The following is a 21451-nucleotide window of genomic DNA, read 5'->3' as shown; positions in this document are numbered from 1 at the left end:
TTTTGCGCTAAGCTAGAGGCCTTTGTGCATGGGCAAGCAGGGATTTGATGAAAGCAGCCTTCAAATGGGTAAGTGGGATATTGATTGCTGGTCTGATAATCATTGCCCTAGTGTACGGCTTTCGCCACCCTCTTGCCTTTTCGCTGGCCAATCACTATCTAAAACCTTATCAGCTAAGCCTGGATTGCCTGGAATTTTCACTTAGCCGTGAGAATGGCCGCTGGCAAATTGATGCTAAGCAACTTTGTCTTAGCGGCCCTGGCTTTGTACTTGATGGTCAACAGGTCATATATGCGAGCAATAGCCTGCAGATTGCCAAACTGGCCATAACACATCAGCCCAGTACTGCGGCTAACAAGGCCGACCAGCAGCCGCTGCGTTGGCAGATCCCAACGCTGCCGTCAGTCAGCATCAACGCACTCAACCTGCAAAGCCCTTTGTTGCTAAAGCCCCTTGATTTAGCCGTGCACTACGATAACGGTGAACTACGACTGGATGGCCCTTGGCAGGCTACGGTCGCCTTAACCGACAACCAGGCTCAAGCGCAAATTAACTGGTCATTAACCAGTCTTGCTGATTATTTGCCACTCCCCGACAGCTTGCCATCAGAGCTACTCAACACCGTCATTCAAAGTCAGGTGAGTTTTGATGGACAATTTGTCACCAGCCAGCACAACCTGGCACTGCAAATTCCCTATCAACACAACGTAAAAGACCAGCGTTGTTTGTTACAACTTGCGGCCCAAGGTACCTTGGGGTTGTCGCTGGATATCTTAAGTTTACAAGGACAAGCTGACTTAACCGCCCTGCCCTTAAGTATTGCCCTGCAGCAATGTCCCTTGCCTTATGCCATGGCCGATGCATACAAGCCGGAACAGTTGCATATTAACCTGCCTCTACCGGTGGAATTTTCCTTACAACAACTCTCCACGCCCCGCCTGCACGCCGAGTTTAAAGGTAATACCGCGGGACAATTGACAATAACGGATTTGCTCTGGCAGCAATCAGGTAAACTGACGGGCCAATATCAGCTCGATAGTCATCTCACTCCTGATGCCAGCCAGACCAAGCTATTTTCATTGGCCATGCTGGGTATGGGACAATTTGCGATGCAGTTTTCAGCAGGACAACCACAATACCAGCTTACAGGGCAAGCTTGGCAGGTCAGCGCCGAAAGGTGGAAAGACCCAGACTGGCAGGTCGATGCGCTTAAGCTAAACGCTAATTTTACCTATAGCTCAGTGCAGGGAGGCGAGGTGAATGCCCAAGCAGCAGTGGCTGCTGGCCATTTCAAAGACAATAGATTCAGTAACTTATCTGCCAGCCTCTTTGCGCAGTCCGCTGATCTTGCCAATCTCAAAGGACATCTTGATCTCTCAGTGGACAAATTCACCGCGCCGCAAGGCCAGGCCAATGGGCTTCGTCATCAACACCAGTTCAGCTTGCAGGATGCCGCCTACACACTGACTGGTACCAGCCAGATAAAGCAGCTTCAAGCGGATAAATGGAAGTTGACGGATATAGCCCTTAGCCACACTGCAGCCATGCCACTAACTGAGCCTTTGCAAGGCACCTCGAGCCATAGCTGGCAGTTAAGTTCAGGTCTGCATGGGGCGATAGAACAAGCACAGGAGCAGATTACGCTCACACTGCCAGCACAAAGTGCCAGTAAGTTTACCGCCCTAGCCCGCCCTTTGCTGCCAGAGCTGACATTTACCCAGGGTAAATTCGCTGGCACTGCCAAATACAATCTTAACAACCAGGCATTAAGGGCTACGCTGGGTATAGATTCATTATCCCTCAGCTACCAAGAGTATCTGGTTAATGACATCAATTTGGCCACTGAGGTTAATTGGCATTCAGGTAGCCTTCATCTGCCCCCCGCTAGGCTGAATATAGGGTCGGTTAATGCCGGACTTGAGATTATCGATATCAGCGGCGAGCTGATAGGCGATGAACAAGGGATGCGGGTTGAAACCTTAAGCGGCAAGGTATTGGATGGCAGCTTTCTATTGCCTAAAGCTATGCTCAGTGACAAGCCACAGCAGGTCACCTTGCATCTGAAAAACTTAGATGCAAAACAACTGGCGAGCCTCGGCAAAGATGCAGGAATTGAGGTAAGGGGCAGAATCAGCGCCGATGTGCCTATCCAGCTTGCCGACAAGCACATTGAGGTGCAAGGTGGCAGACTGTATAACGAAGGGCCAGCAAAATTACTGATTTATGACAACCAGGCCTTTGAAGATTTACTCGCCAGCCAACCAACCCTGGCACCCAGTTTATCGGCCTTAAAGAACATGGATATTTCATCTGTCACCAGTAAGGTTGATTTAAAACCAGATGGCTGGCTGAACCTGGAAATGAAAATTAAAGGGCACAATCCTGGCCAAAAACAGGACGTTAACTTTAACTATAGCCATGAGGAAAACCTTTTTACCCTGTTACGGGCCCTGCAACTGGGTGAAGAGGTGCAAAAGAAAGTGCAAGAGAAAATTAAATGAGGAAAACGCTGTGAGACACTTACTGTTATTGACTGCCGTGCTAATGCTTGGCGCTTGTACGCATAGGGTCCAGGTGGAAACCAAGGAACCAATTACGATTAATCTGAACGTCAAAGTTGACCATGAGATTCGCGTCAAAGTCGACAAAGAACTGGACAGCCTGTTCAGTGAAGACAGCGAATTGTTCTAAGGAGATATCATGAAAAACAAAATTTTGTCTGCCCTGTTTGCCCTACCGTTACTTTTGAGTCTACCTGCCCTGGCTATCGAGTTGGACGATGCGAAACAGAAAGGTTATGTGGGTGAACAAACCGATGGCTACCTGGGTATAGTTAAAAGTGCCCCGGAAGTTCCAGAGCTGGTGCAGGATGTGAACGCTAAGCGCAAGGCCAAGTATCAGGAATTAGCGCAGAAAAACGGTATTTCCCTGGCCCAGGTTGAAGCGCTGGCCGGCAAGAAAGCGGTTGAAAAAACCGCGCCCGGCCACTACATACTGCTGGATGGTCAATGGGTTAAGAAATAACCCTTAAAGGTTTTTACTATCCCCACCTTAGTACGGCCAGTTATACTGGCCGTGTTTTTTTGCAGGAGCCGTTATGTTTGAATGGATTGCCAGCCCTGAAGCCTGGGTAGCCTTAGGTACCTTGATGGCCCTTGAGATCGTTCAGGGCATAGACAACATCATCTTTATCTCCATTCTGGTTGGCCGACTACCTCCCGAGCAACGGGAAAAGGCACGTAAACTGGGTATTGCCCTGGCCATGCTAACCAGGTTGGCCCTGCTATTCTCCATCACTTGGGTCATGGGCTTGACTGAGGCCTGGTTTACCTTGCTGGATAACGAAATATCTGGACGGGATGTCATTCTGATACTCGGTGGTCTTTTTCTTTTAGCCAAGTCCACCCATGAAATTCATAACAGCCTGGAAGGTGGCAGTGACACCGATTCCCATAAGGCTGCAACCAGCTTTGGCGCCATTTTGGTCCAGATAGCCATATTGGATCTGGTGTTTTCCCTGGATTCGGTAATTACTGCGGTTGGTCTAGTCTCGCACCTGTCAATCATGGTGATCGCCATTGTGGCATCGGTGCTGGTGATGCTGTTTGCCGCGAAGTCGATTGGCGAGTTTGTTGACGCCCATCCCACCATCAAGATGCTGGCCTTGTCGTTTTTAATTATGGTGGGCTTTACCTTAGTCATCGAAGGCTTTGATGTGCATGTGCCCAAAGGCTATATCTACTTTGCCATGGCGTTCTCGGTGGCAGTGGAAATGCTAAATATCCGTCTGCGTAAACGCCAGCAAGCGAAAAAAGTAACACTGAATAAATCCATCAGCTAACGAGGATAGGATGCAAACCAAAATATTGATCCTGCTGGCCTTGCTGGCCTTGTTTTTTATTAGCCGCACCGCCATTCAAATGTTTGTGCAAAAGGTGGTGGAAGTAAAAGACGCCAGCCTGACCCGCAAGGCTATGATCAAAAAGTTTCTGTATATGGCGCATTTAGGGGTGTTCCTGTTTGCGGCCGTGGTCACCATGGGCATAGACTACGCCAATCTGATGGTGTTTTTATCCTCTACCTTTGCCATTTTGGGGGTGGCTCTGGTGGCACAGTGGTCGATTCTGGCCAATATCACCGCCGGTATTCTGATTTTCTTTAACTTTCCTTACCGCGTCGGTGATCGGGTAATGATCGTCAATAAAGACTTTGATATGTCTGGGGTAATTGAGGAAATTACCACATTCCATGTGCTGATCCGTCGAGACCAGGGTGAGCTCATTACCTACCCCAACAGCCTGATCTTGCAAACCCCTGTGATTAAAGTGCCCGATGGTGTTCCGCGCCTGTCTGGCAAAACCGAACAACTGGAATCCGATTGATGTCTATTATCCTGAAAAACGCCGAACAAATTGAGCTGATGCGCAACTCCGGACAGCTATTAGCCAAGGTATTTGCCATGTTGGATGGTTATGTTCAGGCTGGCGTCAGCACCATGGACATCAACAATAAAGTTGATGATTTTATTTGCAATGAACTGGCCTCACGTCCAGCCAGCAAGGGGCAGTATGATTACCCCTATGTGCTGAACTGTTCCATCAATGAAGTGGTTTGCCATGGTATGCCAAAAGCCACACAGCGGCTGAAAAACGGCGATATCGTCAACCTGGATATTACCTTAGAGAAAAACGGCTTTGTGGCCGACTCCAGCAAAATGTACCTGATTGGCCAGGTTACCCCATTGGCTAAACGCTTAGTCGACACCACTTATCAAGCCATGTGGGCTGGTATTAACAGTGTCAAGCCAGGCGCCACATTAGGTGATGTTGGTCACGCTATTCAGCGCGTGGCTGAGAATGCCGGCTATTCGGTGGTACGTGATTATTGCGGCCATGGCATTGGTGAGCAGATGCACGAAGGCCCGCAAGTCTTACATTATGGTGAGCCTGGTACCGGTGTTACGCTCGAGCCGGGCATGACCTTTACCATAGAGCCGATGATCAATCAGGGTGGCTACCGCACTAAAACAAAGAAAGACGGTTGGACGGTGGTAACCCGTGACGGCAAACTGTCGGCACAATGGGAGCATACCGTCGCCGTTACCGAAACCGGTGTCGAAGTTCTGACCCTAAGACAAGAGGAAATGGCATGAGCCTGGACAATCGTATTGAATTGGCAACCCTGCCTACTCCGCTGGAATTCCTCGAGCAGCTTAGCACTAAGCTTGGCGGCCCACAGATCTGGCTGAAACGCGATGATTTAACCGGTCTGGCGCTGGGCGGCAATAAAACACGCAAGCTGGAATACATTCTATTCGATGCCATTGAGCAAGGCGCAGATTGCATTATCACGGCAGGCGCCATTCAGTCTAATCACTGCCGCCAAACCGCTGCAGCGGCTGCCAAACTGGGTCTGGAATGCCATTTAGTGCTGGGCGGCGAAGCGCCAGAGAAGTGTAACGGCAATTTACTTCTGGATAATCTGCTTGGCGCGCATATTCATTGGGCAGGAGAAAACCGCAAAGGCGAAGGCATTCCGGCGCTGATAGCTGAACTCAAAGCTAAGGGTAAAACCCCTTATATGGTACCTTACGGCGGCTCAAATCTGCTTGGTGCGCTAGGCTATGCCAATGCGGTGCTGGAGTTGGTTAAGCAGTCCGAAAGCCGTTTTACCCATGTGGTATTCGCGTCGGCATCGGGTGGTACCCATGCCGGTATTCTGGCCGGTGCCAGATTAGTTGGGTTAGATTCACAGATCCTGGGTATTCGGATTGATAAAGCCGATACGCCGGAACTGCTATTTGCCGACAAGGTACTTAATCTTGCCAATGAAACCGCCGAGGCACTGGCATTGGAACCCTTTAATGCTAAAGATGTACTGCTCAATGAAGATTATCTGGGTGGCGGTTATGCGGTCATTGGTGATGCAGAGCGCCAGGCTATTGATTTATTGGCCAAAACAGAAGGTGTATTAGTAGACCCCGTGTATACAGGACGCGCCATGGCAGGCCTACTGGATCTTATCCAAAAAGGCTATTTCAGCGCCGATGACAAGGTCTTGTTCTGGCATACCGGCGGTGCCCCTGCCCTGTTTGCTTATGCCAATGAACTCTAAATAGCAAAAGAGCACTGCCAAGCAGTGCTCTTTTCTCTACCCCGTCGACAATCTCAGAAATGTCGACTCACTCTCAATAGCATTGAAACTTTATTGCTTAGTCCGGCGGCGTGACATGCCTAAGCTAGCCAAGCCTAATAGCATTAGTATCCAGACCGATGGCTCAGGTATCTGAGAAGGAATATCGGCCAGTCCTACCAGAGACCATTTGGCAAACGTCACCCTGGCGGAGGAGCCATTGCTTGGGTTTGAGTGATCCCACCAGGTATTCATTGAAGAATGTGCAATCACGTCCTCTATGCTGGATGCGTTTCGTGCGGAAGCACTTTTAGTTGATGTATCCTCAAAACCATAAGCGGTAACAACAAAGCATCTATCAGATGCAGTACAGCCATTAGTTAATGATGGGTTAGTGTCATAGATACCGAGAAAAACCTGATCCAGCAACGCCTGTGATGCCAGATCAGCGCTAGCTAAATCCTGAAAAGTAAAATCGCTAATCTCGTTACAACCCGAATAAACACTCTGGCAGGACCCATCGATAAAACTGACATCATAGATATAACTGCCGACTGTTACACCAGTGGCACCGAGCAGCGCATCATTTGCACCAACAATAAGCGCTGCATGTGATGAAAGCGGGCTGAGGAAGGCCACAGCCGCAACAAGATTGAGTAATTTTTTACTTAGCATAACTATCCTTACAACTTTTTAAGCCAACGTCTTAGCAACAGTTACACCAAATATAATTATTTGATATCAATAGGTTAACCAAGAGCAAAGCAAGAAAACAACAGACATTAACAAGGGTTTCGCAAACCATCAGACCGACGAGATTGTAAGGTTAAGTCACCCGCATCGTCTTCTAGCCGAAAGTATGAAATTTACTGCAACGCAATACCTGGTGTTTTAAAACTTGTACAAAGCAGCTATCGACTAAAGTGATTTCGAAATGCGATGGGGGTGGTGGCAAAGCGCCGCTTAAACAAACGTCCGAAGCTACTGGTATTCACAAAGCCGCATTCCGTGCACACACGCTCCAGACTATAACCATCACTCATAAGCAGGCTTTTGGCCCTGTCCAGCCGCAGTTGTTCCAAATAACCACTGGGCGTTACGCCAAAACGTGCGTTAAATTGGCGTCGAAAATGCCGCTCGCTCATGCAGGCCTGTTCAGCCATCTGCGAGACAGTGACTGGCTGATGCAGATTGTCCAATAACCATTGCTGCAGACGTACAAAGCGAGCCTCTGGGCTTGCCTGAACGCTAAGTGGTCTTGAATACTGAGATTGAGTGCCTGTGCGACGCAGATACATGACCAGTTCCTGGGCTACGACTTGCGCCAGATGTAAGCCAAGATCCTGCTCCAATATGGATAAACACAGGTCGATGCCCGCGGTCATGCCTCCAGATGAATAGTATTTTCCGTCGCTGCAATAAAGCGCATCAGCATCCACATTAATGGCAGGAAACATCCTCTGCAATTGCTGCGTAAAGCGCCAATGGGTCGCCACTCGCCGACCATCAACCAGGCCTGTAGCAGCAAGCAGGAATGCCCCAGTGCAGATACTGAGCATCTTTTGCACGCCTTCATCCTGCGTGCGAATCCAGGCAAGTAAGCTGGCATTATCAACCAGCGTTTGACTGCCGCAACCGCCGGGTAATACCAGATAATCCAGCTCGAGGCTATCCGCCAGCCCAATATCCACAGCTAACTTAAGCCCATTCTCAGCAGTGATAAGACCTGGCTTGAGCCCAATCAAATGCAAATGGTAAGCCGGTGACCGGCCTAGCTTTATTAGCTCTGCATTAGCCTGCCCAAAAGTGTCCAAGGCACCCGCAACGTCAACTGCCTGAACCTCATCGTAAAGAAAAATGCCGATCTGTTTCATTAACGCTCCCCAAAAACTGACCAGCACACTATACAGGGGACAGACATGTCCGACAGGACCATAAGAATACAATTTCGGCCAAATGCTATTTTTTGATAGGTCAGGCTGCGTTTAGCTGTTCAAGAATATCAAATAACGCCGTTTCATCAGACAACATAGGCTCAGTGCTATGGCCTTTAAGACGCTGCTGACAATGCCAATCACAGTTATTGGTTACTGCATCGTCAATCCGCTTCACATCATTGTAGAGCGCCAAAGGAGAAGGGTGCATACATTGCCACAAGCGTGCCGAGGCCAGGAGCTGATGTTGAATATAAGCGCCTTGTACCTCCATCTGATGCCAATGCGCGCTCTCTGCCTGTAAAGGAATGGCGGGGGTATGGGTAATCTCTGGTAAGGAAGAGTAGGTATCTGGCTGCTCTTGCCGCGCAGGCAAAGGGCGTTCGAGTAAGTTTTGCTGCAACATACTGAGCAGCAGACTAAATGTCTGTGCCTGACCCGGCTTGGCCGCCCGGTTTAATACACCACTAAATTCGAGATCGTTAACTACCGATTGCATGACGTTCCCTACCCTTCTAGCAGATATATCGTATGCACTGCCTATAACTTTAGCGTGGCATTGAGCTTGCTTTCGATTGGCGATTAAAAGAAGATGGCCGAAGCTGTAAACACTGGATGTATAGAACCCGGGCTACGATGGCAACCCTCTCCTATCTGAACAAGCGCGTACTTGTCGTTGATGATCAACGACCTTTCCTTATTTTATTGCGCGGTATTATGAATAACCTGGGTGCCACATCAGTGGTAGTAGTGCAAAACGGCGAATCTGCCGTCGCGGCCTGCCGTCAGGAAAAGTTCGATATTATTATTTCCGACTTGCATCTTGGCAGCGACAAAAAGAACGGCTATCAGTTACTTGAAGAGTTACGGGTACGCAAGTTAGTTAAAGCCACCACGATTTACATGATGGTCAGTGCAGATAGTGACCGCCCTATGGTTCTTGGTAGCATCGAGAAACAACCCGACGGCTATATCATCAAGCCATTTTCTCAGTCACAACTGCATAATCGTCTGGCCAAGGCGTATCAAAAACGCCACACCTTGCAGCACATCTATCAGAAAATCATGGATGGCGATAACGCCTCGGCGATTGAAGAATGTCGTAATCTGATTCGTTCTGGCAACCGCTACAGCAAGTACTGTCTGTCGATTCTGCTGGATTTATTGTGGCGCGAAGGTCGTAATGAAGAAGCCTTGCAATTGCTCAACTCCATCAGCGATGCCAAGCCACTCCCGTGGATCAATATTGCTCTGGCAAGAACGCATCTGTATCTGGGTAACATTCCAGATGCCATGTTATTAGCCAGCCGGGTTGCGGCACAAAAGCTCTACGCGGTAGAAGGCCTGGATATTATGGCCCAGTGCAGAGTTAAGCGTAATGAACTGGACGAGGCATTAAAGACCATTCAAACATCCCTGAACTTGGCACCATTTTCACTCACAAGACAATTTCTGGGTTGCGAAATTGCCCGCCTCGCCGGTGATTTTGAAATGGCCAAGAACTGCTGCCAAGCCATTTTGGAACAAAGCAAAAAATCGGTACATCGCAGCGTTACCCATCTATGCAACTATGTTCGCAGCATTTTGGATGCTGCCTCCAAGGCAGAAGACAAGAAAATACGCAATCGCTATCACCAGGAAGCCATGCTGGTACTGCAGCGTAATCGCAATGATGAGTTGCTTAGCCGTACTAAGGAAAGTTTTGACTACAATATTTTTGAGGAGCTGATTGGCGCCAGGATAAATCTTATCGATGGGAAATTACTTGAAGCGAAACGCGCATTAAATGCCACCCAGTATGAACTGCGCCAGCGCTTTGAAGAATATCCCATGGCACTGGCTCCTGACTCACTCACCCTAATGTCTGATTTAGGTGAGTTTGAGGAAGCCAGCCAATTACTGATGGAAATGCGTAGCAGCAATTTGCCGGTTGATCCTAACCTGCAATACCTGATCAACAATATTGAACACCGTCAGAACGAAATCAGAGAGAATTATAATAAGTACAACCGAGCCGGCATATCGCAATACGCCGAGGGACAATACGAAGCCGCTTATCAGTCTTTCCTCAGCGCACAGGAGTTAGCACCAATGAATACCGGCGTGGCGCTAAATCTGTTGCAGTGTCTTATTAAGCTGATGGAAAAAATGCATAAGCCCGATCAACCGCTCATTATGAAATGTCGTCAAACCTACCGTATGGTCGATGGAATGCGATTACCCGAAAGCCATCAAACCAAGTTTGACAGTATTAAAGACAAAGTAAAAAGTTACCTGGAGCACAGATGAAATATCAAGCCATTATTCCCGTCCTTCTGGCCAGTCTATCAATGGGATGCACCAGTAATGATGCACCCTGCGAGCGCATTCTTGAGGTTAAACAACAGGAACAACAATGTGCCGAGTGGCGCAAAATCATGATGGATAAAGAACATCCTCAGCAGGCATTAACCGCTAAAAAGCGTTACGAGGAGGCCTGTCTGGAAATTCGCTACTACCGTGATCAGTACGACACTATCTGTAAAGGTGATGAGCGGGCGATTGGTGAGCCTCGCAAACGCGAAGAAGAGCAGAATTGAGTTAGCAAGCAGGTTGGTTTACGCCAACCTGCCACTTTGATAGTCACGAATTGCCTGTTGGATCTCTTCCTGAGTGTTCATAACAAAAGGCCCATATTGCACCACGGGCTCGTTTATAGGGCGGCCTGTCACGAGAATAAAACGGGCTCCGGCACTGATGCGAATATTGACCTCTTCCCCGTCACTGAGTACGGCCAACTGCCCTTTTAACGCCGCTGTGTCTGTAATTTGAATCCGACCTTCATAGGGGTAGACAAAGGCGTTATGCCCCACGTCAACCGGAATAGTTAACTCAGCATCCTGCGCAGCATGAATATCGACAAACAGCGGGCTAACGGCTTGTGTGGTAACCGGTCCTTTTGCATCAAACACTCGTCCAACTAAAATCCGGGCTTTAATACCTGGCTGCACTGTGATTTCGGTGATCTTATCCGCCGCTAAATCCTGATAACCAGGAGCAGACATCTTCTCAGCCGCAGGCAAATTCACCCAAAGCTGAAAGCCCCTCAATAAGCCCTCCGTTTGCTGAGGCATTTCTTCATGAATAATGCCCCGCCCGGCATTCATCCATTGCACGCCCCCCGTTTCAATCAGGCCTTTATTGCCAACCGAATCGGCATGCGCCATCTTACCTGCCAACATATAGGTTACAGTCTGAAAACCGCGATGTGGATGCGGGGGAAAGCCCGCCAGATAATCTTGTGGCTGGTCTGAACCAAACTCATCCAGCATTAAAAATGGATCCAAACGCGGTAACGCTGGCTGCCCAATAATTCGAGTCAGAGATACCCCAGCACCATCCTGGGTTTGGATACCAGATACCAGTTGTTTCACTTGCCTTTGCATCGCCACTACTCATTAAACCCGATTCAACCCAATGTAAAAGAATGAAGAGTAAATAAACAGTGCAACATAACCATCAAATCTTTCGATATATGTGAACTATCCTAACAGCTTTTCCACCACTGCTTTTGCAATGGGAATTGCCGAAGTTGCGGCCGGTGATGGCGCGTTCCCCACATGTAAACTGTTATGGGTTTGCACAAAACGGAAGTCATGCAGCAAATCACCACTATCCGTAACAGCCTGCGCCCGCACACCATGTCGGTATGGCTGCAGATCCTCTAGTTGGATTTGAGGACAATATTTCTGTACCCGTTTCAGGTATTCTGACTTGCGCAGTGACTGCTGAAATTCGTTAAAACCACTTCGCCAGAATCGTTTTGCCAAAGGCCAAAAGCCCTTGTAGGTAAAACTATCCCAACAGTCCTTGAGGTTTACATCCGACCAGCTATACCCTTCTCTGGCGAGCGCCAAGACCGCATTTGGACCTACCGTAACACTACCGTCAATCATTCGGGTTAAATGCACCCCCAAAAAAGGCAGTTGAGGATCGGGAACAGGATAGATTAAATGATTAACTATTTGATTATATTTTTCTGGAAGTTGGTAGTACTCACCTCGAAATGGCAGGATACGAAAGTCCGTCTTAAGTCCCTGCAAGGCAATGAGCCGATCGGCCATCAGCCCTGCGCAATTCAAAAACTGGGTAGCAGCAACAGATTGACCATCTGCACAGGTGACTAAAATATTGCCTTCACGTTCAGTGATTTCATTTACTTCGCGATTAAATTGTATGCAGCCTCCGGCATTCTCAAACTTTGTCAGCATACTGCGGGTTATGCCTGGATAATCAGTAATGGCGGTTTCCTGAATAAAGATCCCCGCCATTCCCTTAACTGCCGGTTCTCGTTTTTTTAATTCGTCGGCATCCAACCATTGTGGCGATAAACCATTTTCATGACTGCGTGAGTGCAAAGCAGCTAACCCTGACATCTCAGCGCTATCCGTCGCGACGATCAATTTTCCGCACTGCAACCAAGCAATATTTTCCTGCTGACAAAAGGCTTTTGTTTGCTCCAGTCCTTCACGACAATAACGGGCCTTGAGACTACCAGGCGGATAGTAAACACCGGCATGTACGACACCTGAATTGCGGCCGGTTTGATGACTGGCTGGCTGTGACTCTTTGTCTATTACCAGTACCTTACTGCCAGGACGGCGTTGCAGGTATTGCCAGGCACTGGCAGCCCCTAAAATACCCGCTCCGGCTATGATTAAGTCATATTGCTGAGTCTTACTCATTGGCTAATCAGGTCGGTAAGATCGTCAATAAGGGCTTGAACTTCCTTCAGTATGTGGCGCTTTTGTTTTTCGCTAAGCTGTGAATTCATACTGACCAGCATATTGGCATAGTGCTCGCGATTTGCCTGATCTGCCAACTGCAACTCATTGGACTGAAACACTTGTGGACGCGCCAAAAGCTCAATAAAACCCTGCCGCCATGACTCATTGTCTTCCCGCATCAACAGCATACGTTTAGCCTCGGCTTGCCAAGCACGACGATACGCCATCCGCGCTTCAAAGGTGGACTGGAATCCTTCCGTCCATTTAGCCACGTCGGCCTTTTGCGTGGAATTTAACTTGCCCGTCCATTCCTGCAAATCTTCCAGGCGGTTCTCAACATCTCGCTCCAAGCGCTCTTGCGGGGCTAATTCCTCTCTTTCCTCTTCTCGTTTCAGTTGCTGCTTTTCCAACGCGGTAAACAATGACTCCACCTGCTCATCGGTTAATAGCAATGACAGGTCTGCTAAGTCAGGCGCAAGATAATTAAGTAATGATGCCCAGTGACCACGGCCTCGGGAAAACACTTCCTGCCACTGAAGGACTGTCATTTCGCCAGTCTCAAGTTGCTGCTTCAGGGCTTGTAAATCATCCAGATAACGTGGCAATTGCTGATTACGATGCCAAACCAACCAATCAGCCATTTTGCTATCGAAGTGCTTTTTCTGCGCACGGTTAAGATCGACATAATCATCGAGATACCAATGCACTAACCAATTGAGATTGTTATATACAAAAGTGGTAGAGCAGCCACTAAGACCCAGTACCAACAAAATTGCCGCGAGAACTCTTGCCATCAACGCTCCTTTTTTTTGCGAGTTTAGCAACAGAGCATGGTTAAACAACGGTTAAGTTGTTACCGAACATGAGAAAGTTATCCATACGCACTAGCGGCAGCGTCATACTGGGGTTTATGCTAGTGGCATAAAACGCAAGGGAGCTGAGATGAAACGTATAGCTGTATTAACCTCTGGCGGTGACGCCCCCGGCATGAATGCCGCGATCCGAGCCATTGTTCTGGCAGGTCATTACTTTGGCCTGGAAGTCATTGGCTATCGTCATGGATTTAACGGTTTGTTAGAGCAGGAATATCAAATTCTGCAAACTAGTGATGTAAATAACATCATCCAACGCGGTGGCACTATTTTAAAAAGTGCCCGCTGCAAGCCATTTAAAACGGACCAAGGTGGCCAGCAGGCGGCGGCGAACTTACAGGCATTGGAAATTGATGCGCTGATTATTATCGGCGGTGACGGTTCGTTTCATGGTGCAGTGCATCTGAGTCGCTTCTGGTCCGGCGCTATTCTTGGCTTGCCAGGCACCATAGACAACGACATTAACGGCACAGACGCCACCATTGGTTATTACACCGCTATTGATACAGCGCTGGAGAGCATTGATAAAGTCCGAGACACTGCTGACGCCTTTGAACGCATTTTCCTGATAGAAGTTATGGGACGCCATGCAGGCTTTATAGGTTTGAGCGCCGCCGTGTGTTCAGGTGCAGAGCAAGTTTTGCTGCCTGAACTTTGCACCGAACAACTACCGGAATTAACCGAATTGGTTGCGCATATCCAAACCGCACAGCAGATACGCGGAAAATGTAGCTACATTATGGTGGTGTCGGAAAATATATGGCCGGGAGGTAGCGCAGATCTTGCTCAACAACTAGCAGAGAAAACCGGTATCGACTGTCGACCTGTTATTCTAGGTCATGTGCAACGAGGCGGCTCGCCCGTTAGCCTGGATAGGATCCTGGCATCCAAGCTTGGCGCTTATGCGGTGGAGGCAGCAATTGGCGGTAAGACTGGCATTATGATTGGTGAGCAAAACCAACAAGTGGTGGAAGTACCCTTCAGCCAAACATGGGATAAAGCCAAATCTCTTGACCCTTACCTGCTGCACATTCAAACAGAAATGTTCGATTTAGTTAAGAACAGCCACTAGTGAAGCAATAAAAAAGCCCCGCTCTCGCGGGGCCAAGGGAAATTGGGCCATGCCACTTATCTGATTAGAGGCGTCAAGACCACAGACAAGTGACGCCCAAAAACTTTTTAGCTAATACGAGAAATCAGTTCCTGACCAATGGATGTAGCAATATGACCATTTGCTTCAGCCCATTGCTGTAACGCCATACCGTCTTTTTCAACTTTTTGCAGGTCGGTTTTGCTCATCTTTTTGATCATGAACGTACCCACTTCTGCCGCGTTGTTCTCCATTGAATAACGAATCAGGCTTTGACCACCACAGCTGATACCGTCGTAGTAATCACCCAGGCGCAGATTGTAGTCATCCTGAACCTGCTTTACTTTCTTACGCAGTTCGGCTTTGTCGTCGTTTTTCACAATTGTGCAGATATTTTGCAAATCATCATTGATGTCAGCAACACTCAAAGGAGATACCGCCAATGACGCCAAACCGAGCAAAACTAAAGCAGATTTTTTCATAAATTACAGCCTCTTAAATGAAGTTTCAAATCTTGACGGCGCGCATCATACAGATGAAATTTAACTCAAAATACTAGCAAGAAAGCACCCATGTATAGAAACTCATACCAAACTAAAGGCAACCTCTTTGTTCAAACAAATCGGTTAAAGAACTAGCATCGGTCGAGCCTGTACTATACTGAAATCGACAGTCTCAACGCTGTTTCGCACACTCACTAGGAACCAATAAGATGAAGTCAACCCGATTTTGGTTGCTGATGTTACCGCTAGTCAGTCATCAGGCTTTGGCAGACTGGTCAGCAACGCTCACCGCGGTATCGGATTACCTCTTTAATGGCGTGAGCCAAACCGACGAAAAACCGGCCTTACAAGGCAGTGTTGACTGGGCTTCGCAAAATGGCTGGTACGCCGGGGTATGGGGCTCTAATGTGGACTTTGGTGACGACACCAAGATTGAAGCAGACATTTATGGCGGCTACTACCTTGACCTTTCAGACTCATTAAACCTGGATGTGGGCCTGGCCCAATACACTTACCATGGTGCCAGTTATAGCAGTGAGGGGAATTATCCCGAGGCTTATATGAAATGGGGAATAGGTAATACCTCGTTTAATTTATGGTATTCATGGGACTATTTCGGCACAGGAGCAGGCCATTACATTGTCATGTTGAATCACAATGTTCAGGTTAGCGACTCATTTTCCATTCTATTGGGCATTGATAAATCCACCAGTTTGGATAAGGACAAATGGCAATGGGAAGCGGGTGACGATGATTATATTCACTGGCAAGCCACAGCTAACTTCAGTCGCTGGGGATTAGATATGTCGGTTGGTGTGCAAGGCACGGACTTGGATAGCTATGGTGACACTAAAGTACTTTTTACTATAGGTCGCACCTTTACGTTCTAATGAAGCTGCCCGAGGATTCATCCATCAGGGCAGTTAACATTAGCAATAATTACCCTGCCGCCTTGTCAGCGGCAAAGGCAATTATTGATGAATCATGGATTTCACTCTGTCTCTGTGACTACGGCTGACTTTTAATTCAGTGCCGTTTTGTAGAACCAGGTGGTATTCACCACTCACATGGCTGACCAATTTACTCACATACTGAATATTGGCGATTGCGCTGCGGTGTACTCTGACAAAACGTCGCGGATCCAACTCTTCTTCCAGCTCTTTCATAGTGCGGCGCATAATGTGCGTACCACCGCCGGCATGCACACACATATAATCCCCTGCCGCATCTATCCACTGAATATCGTTAACCGGTACGCGGGTAACTTCATTGCCGTCTTTAATCGCCAGAATATCGGCATACTGACTAATGGGCTGACCATCGGCCAATCGCCTCAGGATCTCTTCACAATCATCGCCGGTAATATCAGCCACCAAACGCGCTAATTTGTCTTTCTGTGTACCATCCTGACGCAGAGCCAGCACTTGACTGACCTTGTCTACCGCCGTTTTTAAGCGTCTCTCATCCACTGGCTTTAAAACATAATCCAGTGCATGCACATCAAAGGCCTTAATGGCATAAGAATCATAAGCCGTGACAAACACAATCAGCGGCAAAGTGCGCTGCTTCTCGCGCAACTCATTAATCACCTGGAAGCCGTTTAAACCGGGCATCTGAATGTCCATAAACACCAGATCTGGCTGCAGCTTGCTGATTTTATCAACCGCTTCCACGCCATTTTTACATTCGTCCAGCAGTTCGATGTTGGCAAAGTCAGCCAAGCGAACTGCCAGGCCACGTCGTGCTAGGGGTTCATCATCGACAATAATGGTTTTAATCTTGGTTTGCATCCTGACCTACCTGATAAGGAATTCTGATACTGACTTTTACGCCCGACGGTGCATTATGGGCAATAACGAAGGAAAAGTTACTACCATACAAAGATTGCAATCGTTCTCTAATGTTAGACAGGCCAACACCGCCGTGTCGTTGCAACTGACCGTTGCTAATATCCGCACCCGGCCCGTTATCTGTCACTTCTATAAGTAAATCCCGGCCGAACGCCTTGGCACTGATGCTAATTTGACCACCCTGCTCGGTTTTGGCGATGGCATACTTAATGGCATTTTCAATAATAGGTTGCAGAATCAAGCTAGGCACCAGCGCTTCGCACGCCTCACCAGCCACATCCCAACTGACCGTCAGTCTATCTTCGAAACGCACTTTTTCTATATCAAGATACATCTCGATAGCCTGTATTTCCTGCTCAAGCGGCACTTTCTTGATGGGATCTTTATCCAATGAGTAGCGCAAAAAGTCACTGAGCCTCGACACCATGGCATTGGCGGTGTCATTTTCTTTAATCAATACCAAGGTCGAAATGGCATTTAGGGTATTAAACAAGAAGTGCGGATTAAGCTGATAACGCAACATCTTCAGGTGCGCCTGGTGAGCCATGGTTGATGCTTTCAACGCATTCTGCTTTTCCAGTTGCAACAACTGATAATACTTGATGCCGAAATACAGCACGCTCCAGCAAACAATCACCAGGAATGAGTTTACACTGTTGGAAAAATAGAAAATCCACTCGTCAGGCCGATAGCCATGTTTATAGATTTCCCAGTAGTTAATGTTTTTTATTACCGCCCAGATCACACCCACTAAATAGGAGCAAACCAAGGCAGCCAATAACATCTGCCAAGTTTGCAGACGCCATAACCTTCTGAACACATAGCGCAGTGGAATGGTTATCAGCCAGCCAGCGTAGGCATTCAGCAAAATCACAAACAACCAGATACTGCGCATATCATGCAGAAATGAGCCAAGGTAATAGATCAGCGCAAAGCCAACCCAGCCCCCGGTATGCAGTACCCAGAATTGACGCTCTCTGTCGTCAAATAATTTCAGCCCTTGAATCAAACCTAACTCTCAGGAAAGAACAACCACTTGAATTATACGGCTTTAGTCAAAAGACCAGAGGCTGCTGGTCGTGAGCCTGACGTCATCCGCCGCATGTTGCAAAAGCGTATCGTCAAGCCCACAGCGGTGTGACTAGTAGCTAATATTCATTCTTTTTAGCCAATGCACCCACCACCATGCTGGCCCAACCAGCAAAAACTGCAAATCTTTGAAGAATGAAGGCTTTTTACCTTCAATATGATGACCGATAAATTGCAGTATCCACATCACAACAAACAAGGCCAGGCAGAATTGCCACACAGAGATATTCAACAGCACCAGTATTTTTATGCCCAGGAATACCAGTATGGATAACAGTGTCATTGCCGCACCAATAGGCCCGGATAATTTAAAGTAGTAATACAAGGTGGGGATCATTAATACGTGCGCCCAGGTCGCCCCGAAATAATCGATAAAGTCAGGCACAGGAATTGACCAAAGCAGACCAACAGTCACAAAGTAAATGGTCGGTACTGCAATAGCGTGGATCAGTATGTTGGTTTTGTTGGTATGGCTTTCACCATATTCCCTAAGTAACACATCTATCTGTCGCATTATTTCGCTCCTTTTTCGCTGGCAAGCGTTACCTTGCCTAGAAGTCTATAAGTATTTCAGACAATAGCGGGGTAATCTGTTCATCACCCGGTTCAAACTTGATGCCATAATAATGGTGCAATTCATCTGTCTTGTGGTTCATCACCTGCCCTTTGAGGCGATAAACACTGTCCTTCTGGGGGCGAATCGATAGCATCAGATTCTTGCCCGTCAGTTTACTCTCGCCCTGAACGGCTCTTTTCACCCCGACCCGACAACCACTGGCAGAAATATCCAGCACCAATCCATCAAACAAAGGGCCACCAGTTTCACCATCGGCCAGTTCAACCGGCGTGCGGGTACTGGTTCGTTTATCCGAGCGCAGCCCCTGATTCTGGATAGCCATAGGAAAGCTGATAAACACCAATTGCGTCGGTTTTGTGGCAACTAGCAAGATACGACTTTTAAACGCAATGACTTCGCCGGTTTCATCTTCCAGGATAAAACGCACAATAATACTGTTGTCAGTGTATATGGCGTCTTTCAGATTGCCCCATTTGGCTTCGTCCGGGTAGCGCAAAATAATACAGCGCGTACCATCCATTCCTACAAACTCTGTGCGCACTCGCTTGGCAGCATTCGGTGATTTGACTTGAACATCGAGGACCATCCCAGGTCGCATAGAACGCAACTTGCGTAAATCGGAATTCGATAGCCCTACTTTTTCATTTAAAATTGCCATGTATTCAACCGCTGAGGCCTACCAGATTAGATTTTATCTTTATGATTTAGAAAGCATAATATGTGTCAGCAGCAACGTCACGCTGGCTTACTCACCAATGTAGCCCTATGTCGCGACAAACACAACGCTCAATCAATAACGAATTAGCTGCCACAAGCCCGACAGTATAAGGTTTACCCGTCATGCATCTTGATTATCAGGTTGACATCAGCCTACGCAAACGTCATTTATTTCAGGTAAGGCTGGATATTCCGGCCCATTCACAGCAGGTATTGAATATCAGTCTGCCCGCCTGGATACCTGGCTCCTACATGATTCGCGATTTTGCCAAGCATATTGTCAGCATTAATGCGACGTGCCCCCAAAGTGGTGCACCTTTAACTCTGAATAAACAGGATAAACAGCGCTGGACACTGCATAGCGGTGGTAAAGCCTGCACGCTGAACTACCAGGTATATGCCTTTGACAGTTCAGTTCGCACGGCGTATCTGGATGACAATCGCGGGTTCTTTAATGGCACTAGTTTGTTTTTACAGGTGGAAGAACTTTCTGACTGTTCACACAGACTGAAACTGCTGTGTCCTGAAGACCAGCCCCATTGGCGAGTAGCGACCGGCCTTAGCCGCGCGAATGGCACAGATAAATACGCATTTGGCAATTATCAAGCTAGCAACTACGCACAGCTGATTGATTGCCCCGTGGAAATGGGTAACTTCGATGCCCTGGAATTTGAGGTATTGGGCATTCCTCATCACCTGATATTAACTGGCAAACATTATGCTGACCATGCCCGGCTTATTCGCGATCTAACCAAGTTGTGCGAATTGCACATTCGTATGTTTGACCCAAAAAACAAAAAGGCGCCTTTCAGTGAATACTGGTTTTTAACCAATATTTTGCCTGAGGGCTTTGGCGGCCTGGAACATCGCAACTCCACCGCCCTGCTGTGTTCAAACTTTGACTTTCCCAACCAGCAACGCCCGAATGAATTGACAGAGGGCTACAAAACCTTCTTATCACTGGCCTCACACGAGTATTTTCATGCTTGGAATGTCTGTCGTATCAAGCCCCAGGAATTAATCGCGCCGAAACTGGGCCAGGAGAATCATACCAGCCAATTATGGGCATTTGAGGGCATTACCTCTTACTATGACGATTTGAGCCTGTATCGCACCGGCCTCATTGCTTTTGGTGATTATCTGGCATTGCTAAGTAAAACCCTGACCCGGGTGCAGCGCGGCCAAGGCGAGCTTAAACAATCGGTCGCCGACTCCAGTTTTGACAGCTGGACGCGTTTTTATCAGCAAGGCGAAGATGCAGTGAACAATATTGTTAGCTACTACACCAAAGGTGCAATGGTGGCCCTGTGGATGGATCTGACCATCCGCCAGCAAAGCCAGGGTAAACACAGTCTTGATGATGTGATGCGAGCACTGTGGCAACAATTTGGGCAAACCGGCCAAGGCACCACAGAAGAGGATTTTATCAGCTTGCTGAATCAATTCTGTGGTAATGACCAAAGTGCAGCATTCAAAGACATACTGCACAGCAATAAGCGGCTTGAGCTGGACGATTTGCTTGCACAAGTGGGTGTAAAAGTTAGCCGAGGTACACCGCGTCCTAACGACTTACTGGCGGCAGAAAGCAATGAACATTCCCCTTACCTGGGCTTTCAATATCGTGCTCATCCTTTGGGTCTGGAAGTGCTGATGGTGCTGGAAGACTCCCCCGCCGAACAGGCTGGCGTCTGTGCCAAGGATATTTTGATTGCTCTGGATGGGATGAAACTGGATGCAGCCAATCTGCTTTCGCTGTTGCAAAATCAGCCACTCGACCAGCCCATCACTTTGCACCTGTTTCGCCATCAACAGCTCCATGCGCTAAGGCTTGTCCCCAGCTCCGCGCCGCATTACGTGGTTGAGCTCGGCGAGCAGGATGCCAAGCTCAGCGCAAATTGGCAAAAAGTGATCGGACAGTAGC

General features: G+C 48.0%; 23 protein-coding genes. 12 read left to right on the top strand and 11 right to left on the bottom strand.

Annotated elements, in window-relative coordinates; all coding sequences use genetic code 11:
• Positions 1–47 precede the first annotated feature (47 nt).
• The 7 genes from KJY73_RS07875 (at position 48) to KJY73_RS07845 (ending at position 6114) form a co-directional block, all read left to right on the top strand.
• Positions 48–2501, top strand: coding sequence for an intermembrane phospholipid transport protein YdbH family protein (locus tag KJY73_RS07875; RefSeq protein WP_214342393.1), 2454 nt, complete (start codon positions 48–50; stop codon positions 2499–2501).
• Positions 2502–2544: 43 nt separating this feature from the next.
• Positions 2545–2691, top strand: coding sequence for a YnbE family lipoprotein (locus KJY73_RS07870; RefSeq protein WP_214343315.1), 147 nt, complete (start codon positions 2545–2547; stop codon positions 2689–2691).
• 9 nt (positions 2692–2700) lie between these two features.
• Positions 2701–3024 carry a YdbL family protein gene (locus tag KJY73_RS07865; RefSeq protein WP_206595770.1) on the top strand — a complete coding sequence of 108 codons (324 nt, stop codon included), beginning with the start codon at positions 2701–2703 and terminating at the stop codon, positions 3022–3024.
• Between the two features lie 73 nt (positions 3025–3097).
• The gene (locus tag KJY73_RS07860) at positions 3098–3841 is read left to right on the top strand and encodes a TerC family protein (protein ID WP_214342390.1); all 744 of its coding nucleotides are present in this window, start codon (positions 3098–3100) and stop codon (positions 3839–3841) included.
• A 10-nt stretch (positions 3842–3851) separates the two neighbouring features.
• On the top strand, positions 3852–4382 hold the full coding sequence (locus KJY73_RS07855; RefSeq protein WP_206595768.1) for a mechanosensitive ion channel domain-containing protein: 531 nt from the start codon (positions 3852–3854) through the stop codon (positions 4380–4382).
• Positions 4382–5152 carry a type I methionyl aminopeptidase gene (gene map, locus KJY73_RS07850; protein ID WP_214342387.1) on the top strand — a complete coding sequence of 257 codons (771 nt, stop codon included), beginning with the start codon at positions 4382–4384 and terminating at the stop codon, positions 5150–5152. The genes KJY73_RS07855 and map overlap by 1 nt, the downstream gene beginning before the upstream one ends.
• Entirely contained in the window at positions 5149–6114 is a 966-nt protein-coding gene (locus tag KJY73_RS07845) for a D-cysteine desulfhydrase family protein (protein ID WP_214342383.1), read from the top strand. The genes map and KJY73_RS07845 overlap by 4 nt, the downstream gene beginning before the upstream one ends.
• Positions 6115–6204: 90 nt before the next feature.
• Here the strand turns inward: KJY73_RS07845 and KJY73_RS07840 are convergent, their stop codons facing one another.
• The 3 genes from KJY73_RS07840 to KJY73_RS07830 form a co-directional block, all read right to left on the bottom strand.
• Entirely contained in the window at positions 6205–6807 is a 603-nt protein-coding gene (locus KJY73_RS07840; protein WP_214342381.1) for a PEP-CTERM sorting domain-containing protein, read from the bottom strand.
• A gap of 236 nt (positions 6808–7043) precedes the next feature.
• Complete coding sequence (locus KJY73_RS07835; protein WP_214342379.1) at positions 7044–8006, bottom strand: GlxA family transcriptional regulator; 963 nt, start codon at positions 8004–8006, stop codon at positions 7044–7046.
• A 100-nt stretch (positions 8007–8106) separates the two neighbouring features.
• Complete coding sequence (locus tag KJY73_RS07830) at positions 8107–8565, bottom strand: VC2046/SO_2500 family protein (RefSeq protein ID WP_214342376.1); 459 nt, start codon at positions 8563–8565, stop codon at positions 8107–8109.
• Positions 8566–8702: 137 nt separating this feature from the next.
• Between KJY73_RS07830 and KJY73_RS07825 the strand changes: the two genes are divergently transcribed.
• Both KJY73_RS07825 and KJY73_RS07820 read left to right on the top strand, forming a co-directional pair.
• Complete coding sequence (locus tag KJY73_RS07825; protein WP_214342373.1) at positions 8703–10355, top strand: response regulator; 1653 nt, start codon at positions 8703–8705, stop codon at positions 10353–10355.
• On the top strand, positions 10352–10645 hold the full coding sequence (locus tag KJY73_RS07820; protein ID WP_214342372.1) for a hypothetical protein: 294 nt from the start codon (positions 10352–10354) through the stop codon (positions 10643–10645). Before KJY73_RS07825 ends, KJY73_RS07820 begins: the two co-directional genes overlap by 4 nt.
• Before the next feature lie 18 nt (positions 10646–10663).
• Here the strand turns inward: KJY73_RS07820 and KJY73_RS07815 are convergent, their stop codons facing one another.
• The 3 genes from KJY73_RS07815 to KJY73_RS07805 all read right to left on the bottom strand — a co-directional run bounded on the left by KJY73_RS07815 (position 10664) and on the right by KJY73_RS07805 (position 13626).
• Positions 10664–11491, bottom strand: coding sequence for a pirin family protein (locus KJY73_RS07815; protein WP_214342369.1), 828 nt, complete (start codon positions 11489–11491; stop codon positions 10664–10666).
• 96 nt (positions 11492–11587) lie between these two features.
• On the bottom strand, positions 11588–12790 hold the full coding sequence (lhgO, locus tag KJY73_RS07810; RefSeq protein WP_214342366.1) for an L-2-hydroxyglutarate oxidase: 1203 nt from the start codon (positions 12788–12790) through the stop codon (positions 11588–11590).
• Positions 12787–13626, bottom strand: a complete 840-nt coding sequence (locus KJY73_RS07805; RefSeq protein WP_214342363.1) for a DUF6279 family lipoprotein — start codon at positions 13624–13626, stop codon at positions 12787–12789. The genes lhgO and KJY73_RS07805 overlap by 4 nt, the downstream gene beginning before the upstream one ends.
• Before the next feature lie 148 nt (positions 13627–13774).
• Between KJY73_RS07805 and KJY73_RS07800 the strand changes: the two genes are divergently transcribed.
• Positions 13775–14776 (top strand): ATP-dependent 6-phosphofructokinase, encoded by a 1002-nt coding sequence (locus KJY73_RS07800; RefSeq protein WP_214342360.1) that lies wholly within the window; start codon positions 13775–13777, stop codon positions 14774–14776.
• Between the two features lie 107 nt (positions 14777–14883).
• Here the strand turns inward: KJY73_RS07800 and KJY73_RS07795 are convergent, their stop codons facing one another.
• Complete coding sequence (locus tag KJY73_RS07795; protein ID WP_214342358.1) at positions 14884–15276, bottom strand: DUF3718 domain-containing protein; 393 nt, start codon at positions 15274–15276, stop codon at positions 14884–14886.
• Between the two features lie 230 nt (positions 15277–15506).
• On the opposite strand from KJY73_RS07795, the gene KJY73_RS07790 reads away from it, so the two are divergent.
• Positions 15507–16187, top strand: a complete 681-nt coding sequence (locus KJY73_RS07790) for a TorF family putative porin (RefSeq protein ID WP_214342356.1) — start codon at positions 15507–15509, stop codon at positions 16185–16187.
• A gap of 81 nt (positions 16188–16268) precedes the next feature.
• Here the strand turns inward: KJY73_RS07790 and KJY73_RS07785 are convergent, their stop codons facing one another.
• The 4 genes from KJY73_RS07785 to KJY73_RS07770 all read right to left on the bottom strand — a co-directional run bounded on the left by KJY73_RS07785 (position 16269) and on the right by KJY73_RS07770 (position 19471).
• Positions 16269–17087: a LytR/AlgR family response regulator transcription factor gene (locus KJY73_RS07785; protein ID WP_214342342.1), complete on the bottom strand. Its 819-nt coding sequence runs from the start codon at positions 17085–17087 to the stop codon at positions 16269–16271.
• Entirely contained in the window at positions 17071–18153 is a 1083-nt protein-coding gene (locus KJY73_RS07780) for a sensor histidine kinase (protein WP_214343307.1), read from the bottom strand. Before KJY73_RS07780 ends, KJY73_RS07785 begins: the two co-directional genes overlap by 17 nt.
• Before the next feature lie 135 nt (positions 18154–18288).
• Complete coding sequence (locus tag KJY73_RS07775; RefSeq protein ID WP_206595751.1) at positions 18289–18750, bottom strand: Mpo1 family 2-hydroxy fatty acid dioxygenase; 462 nt, start codon at positions 18748–18750, stop codon at positions 18289–18291.
• A 37-nt stretch (positions 18751–18787) separates the two neighbouring features.
• The gene (locus KJY73_RS07770) at positions 18788–19471 is read right to left on the bottom strand and encodes a flagellar brake domain-containing protein (RefSeq protein ID WP_214342339.1); all 684 of its coding nucleotides are present in this window, start codon (positions 19469–19471) and stop codon (positions 18788–18790) included.
• A 182-nt stretch (positions 19472–19653) separates the two neighbouring features.
• Between KJY73_RS07770 and KJY73_RS07765 the strand changes: the two genes are divergently transcribed.
• Positions 19654–21450 (top strand): M61 family metallopeptidase, encoded by a 1797-nt coding sequence (locus tag KJY73_RS07765; RefSeq protein WP_214342337.1) that lies wholly within the window; start codon positions 19654–19656, stop codon positions 21448–21450.
• Position 21451: the final 1 nt, after the last annotated feature.

Source organism: Bowmanella yangjiangensis (genome assembly GCF_018531185.1).
GTDB classification, from domain to species: Bacteria; Pseudomonadota; Gammaproteobacteria; order Enterobacterales; family Alteromonadaceae; genus Bowmanella; species Bowmanella yangjiangensis.
Note: the sequence above shows the minus strand (reverse complement) of the source record. Positions and strands in the feature narration are given on the sequence as shown.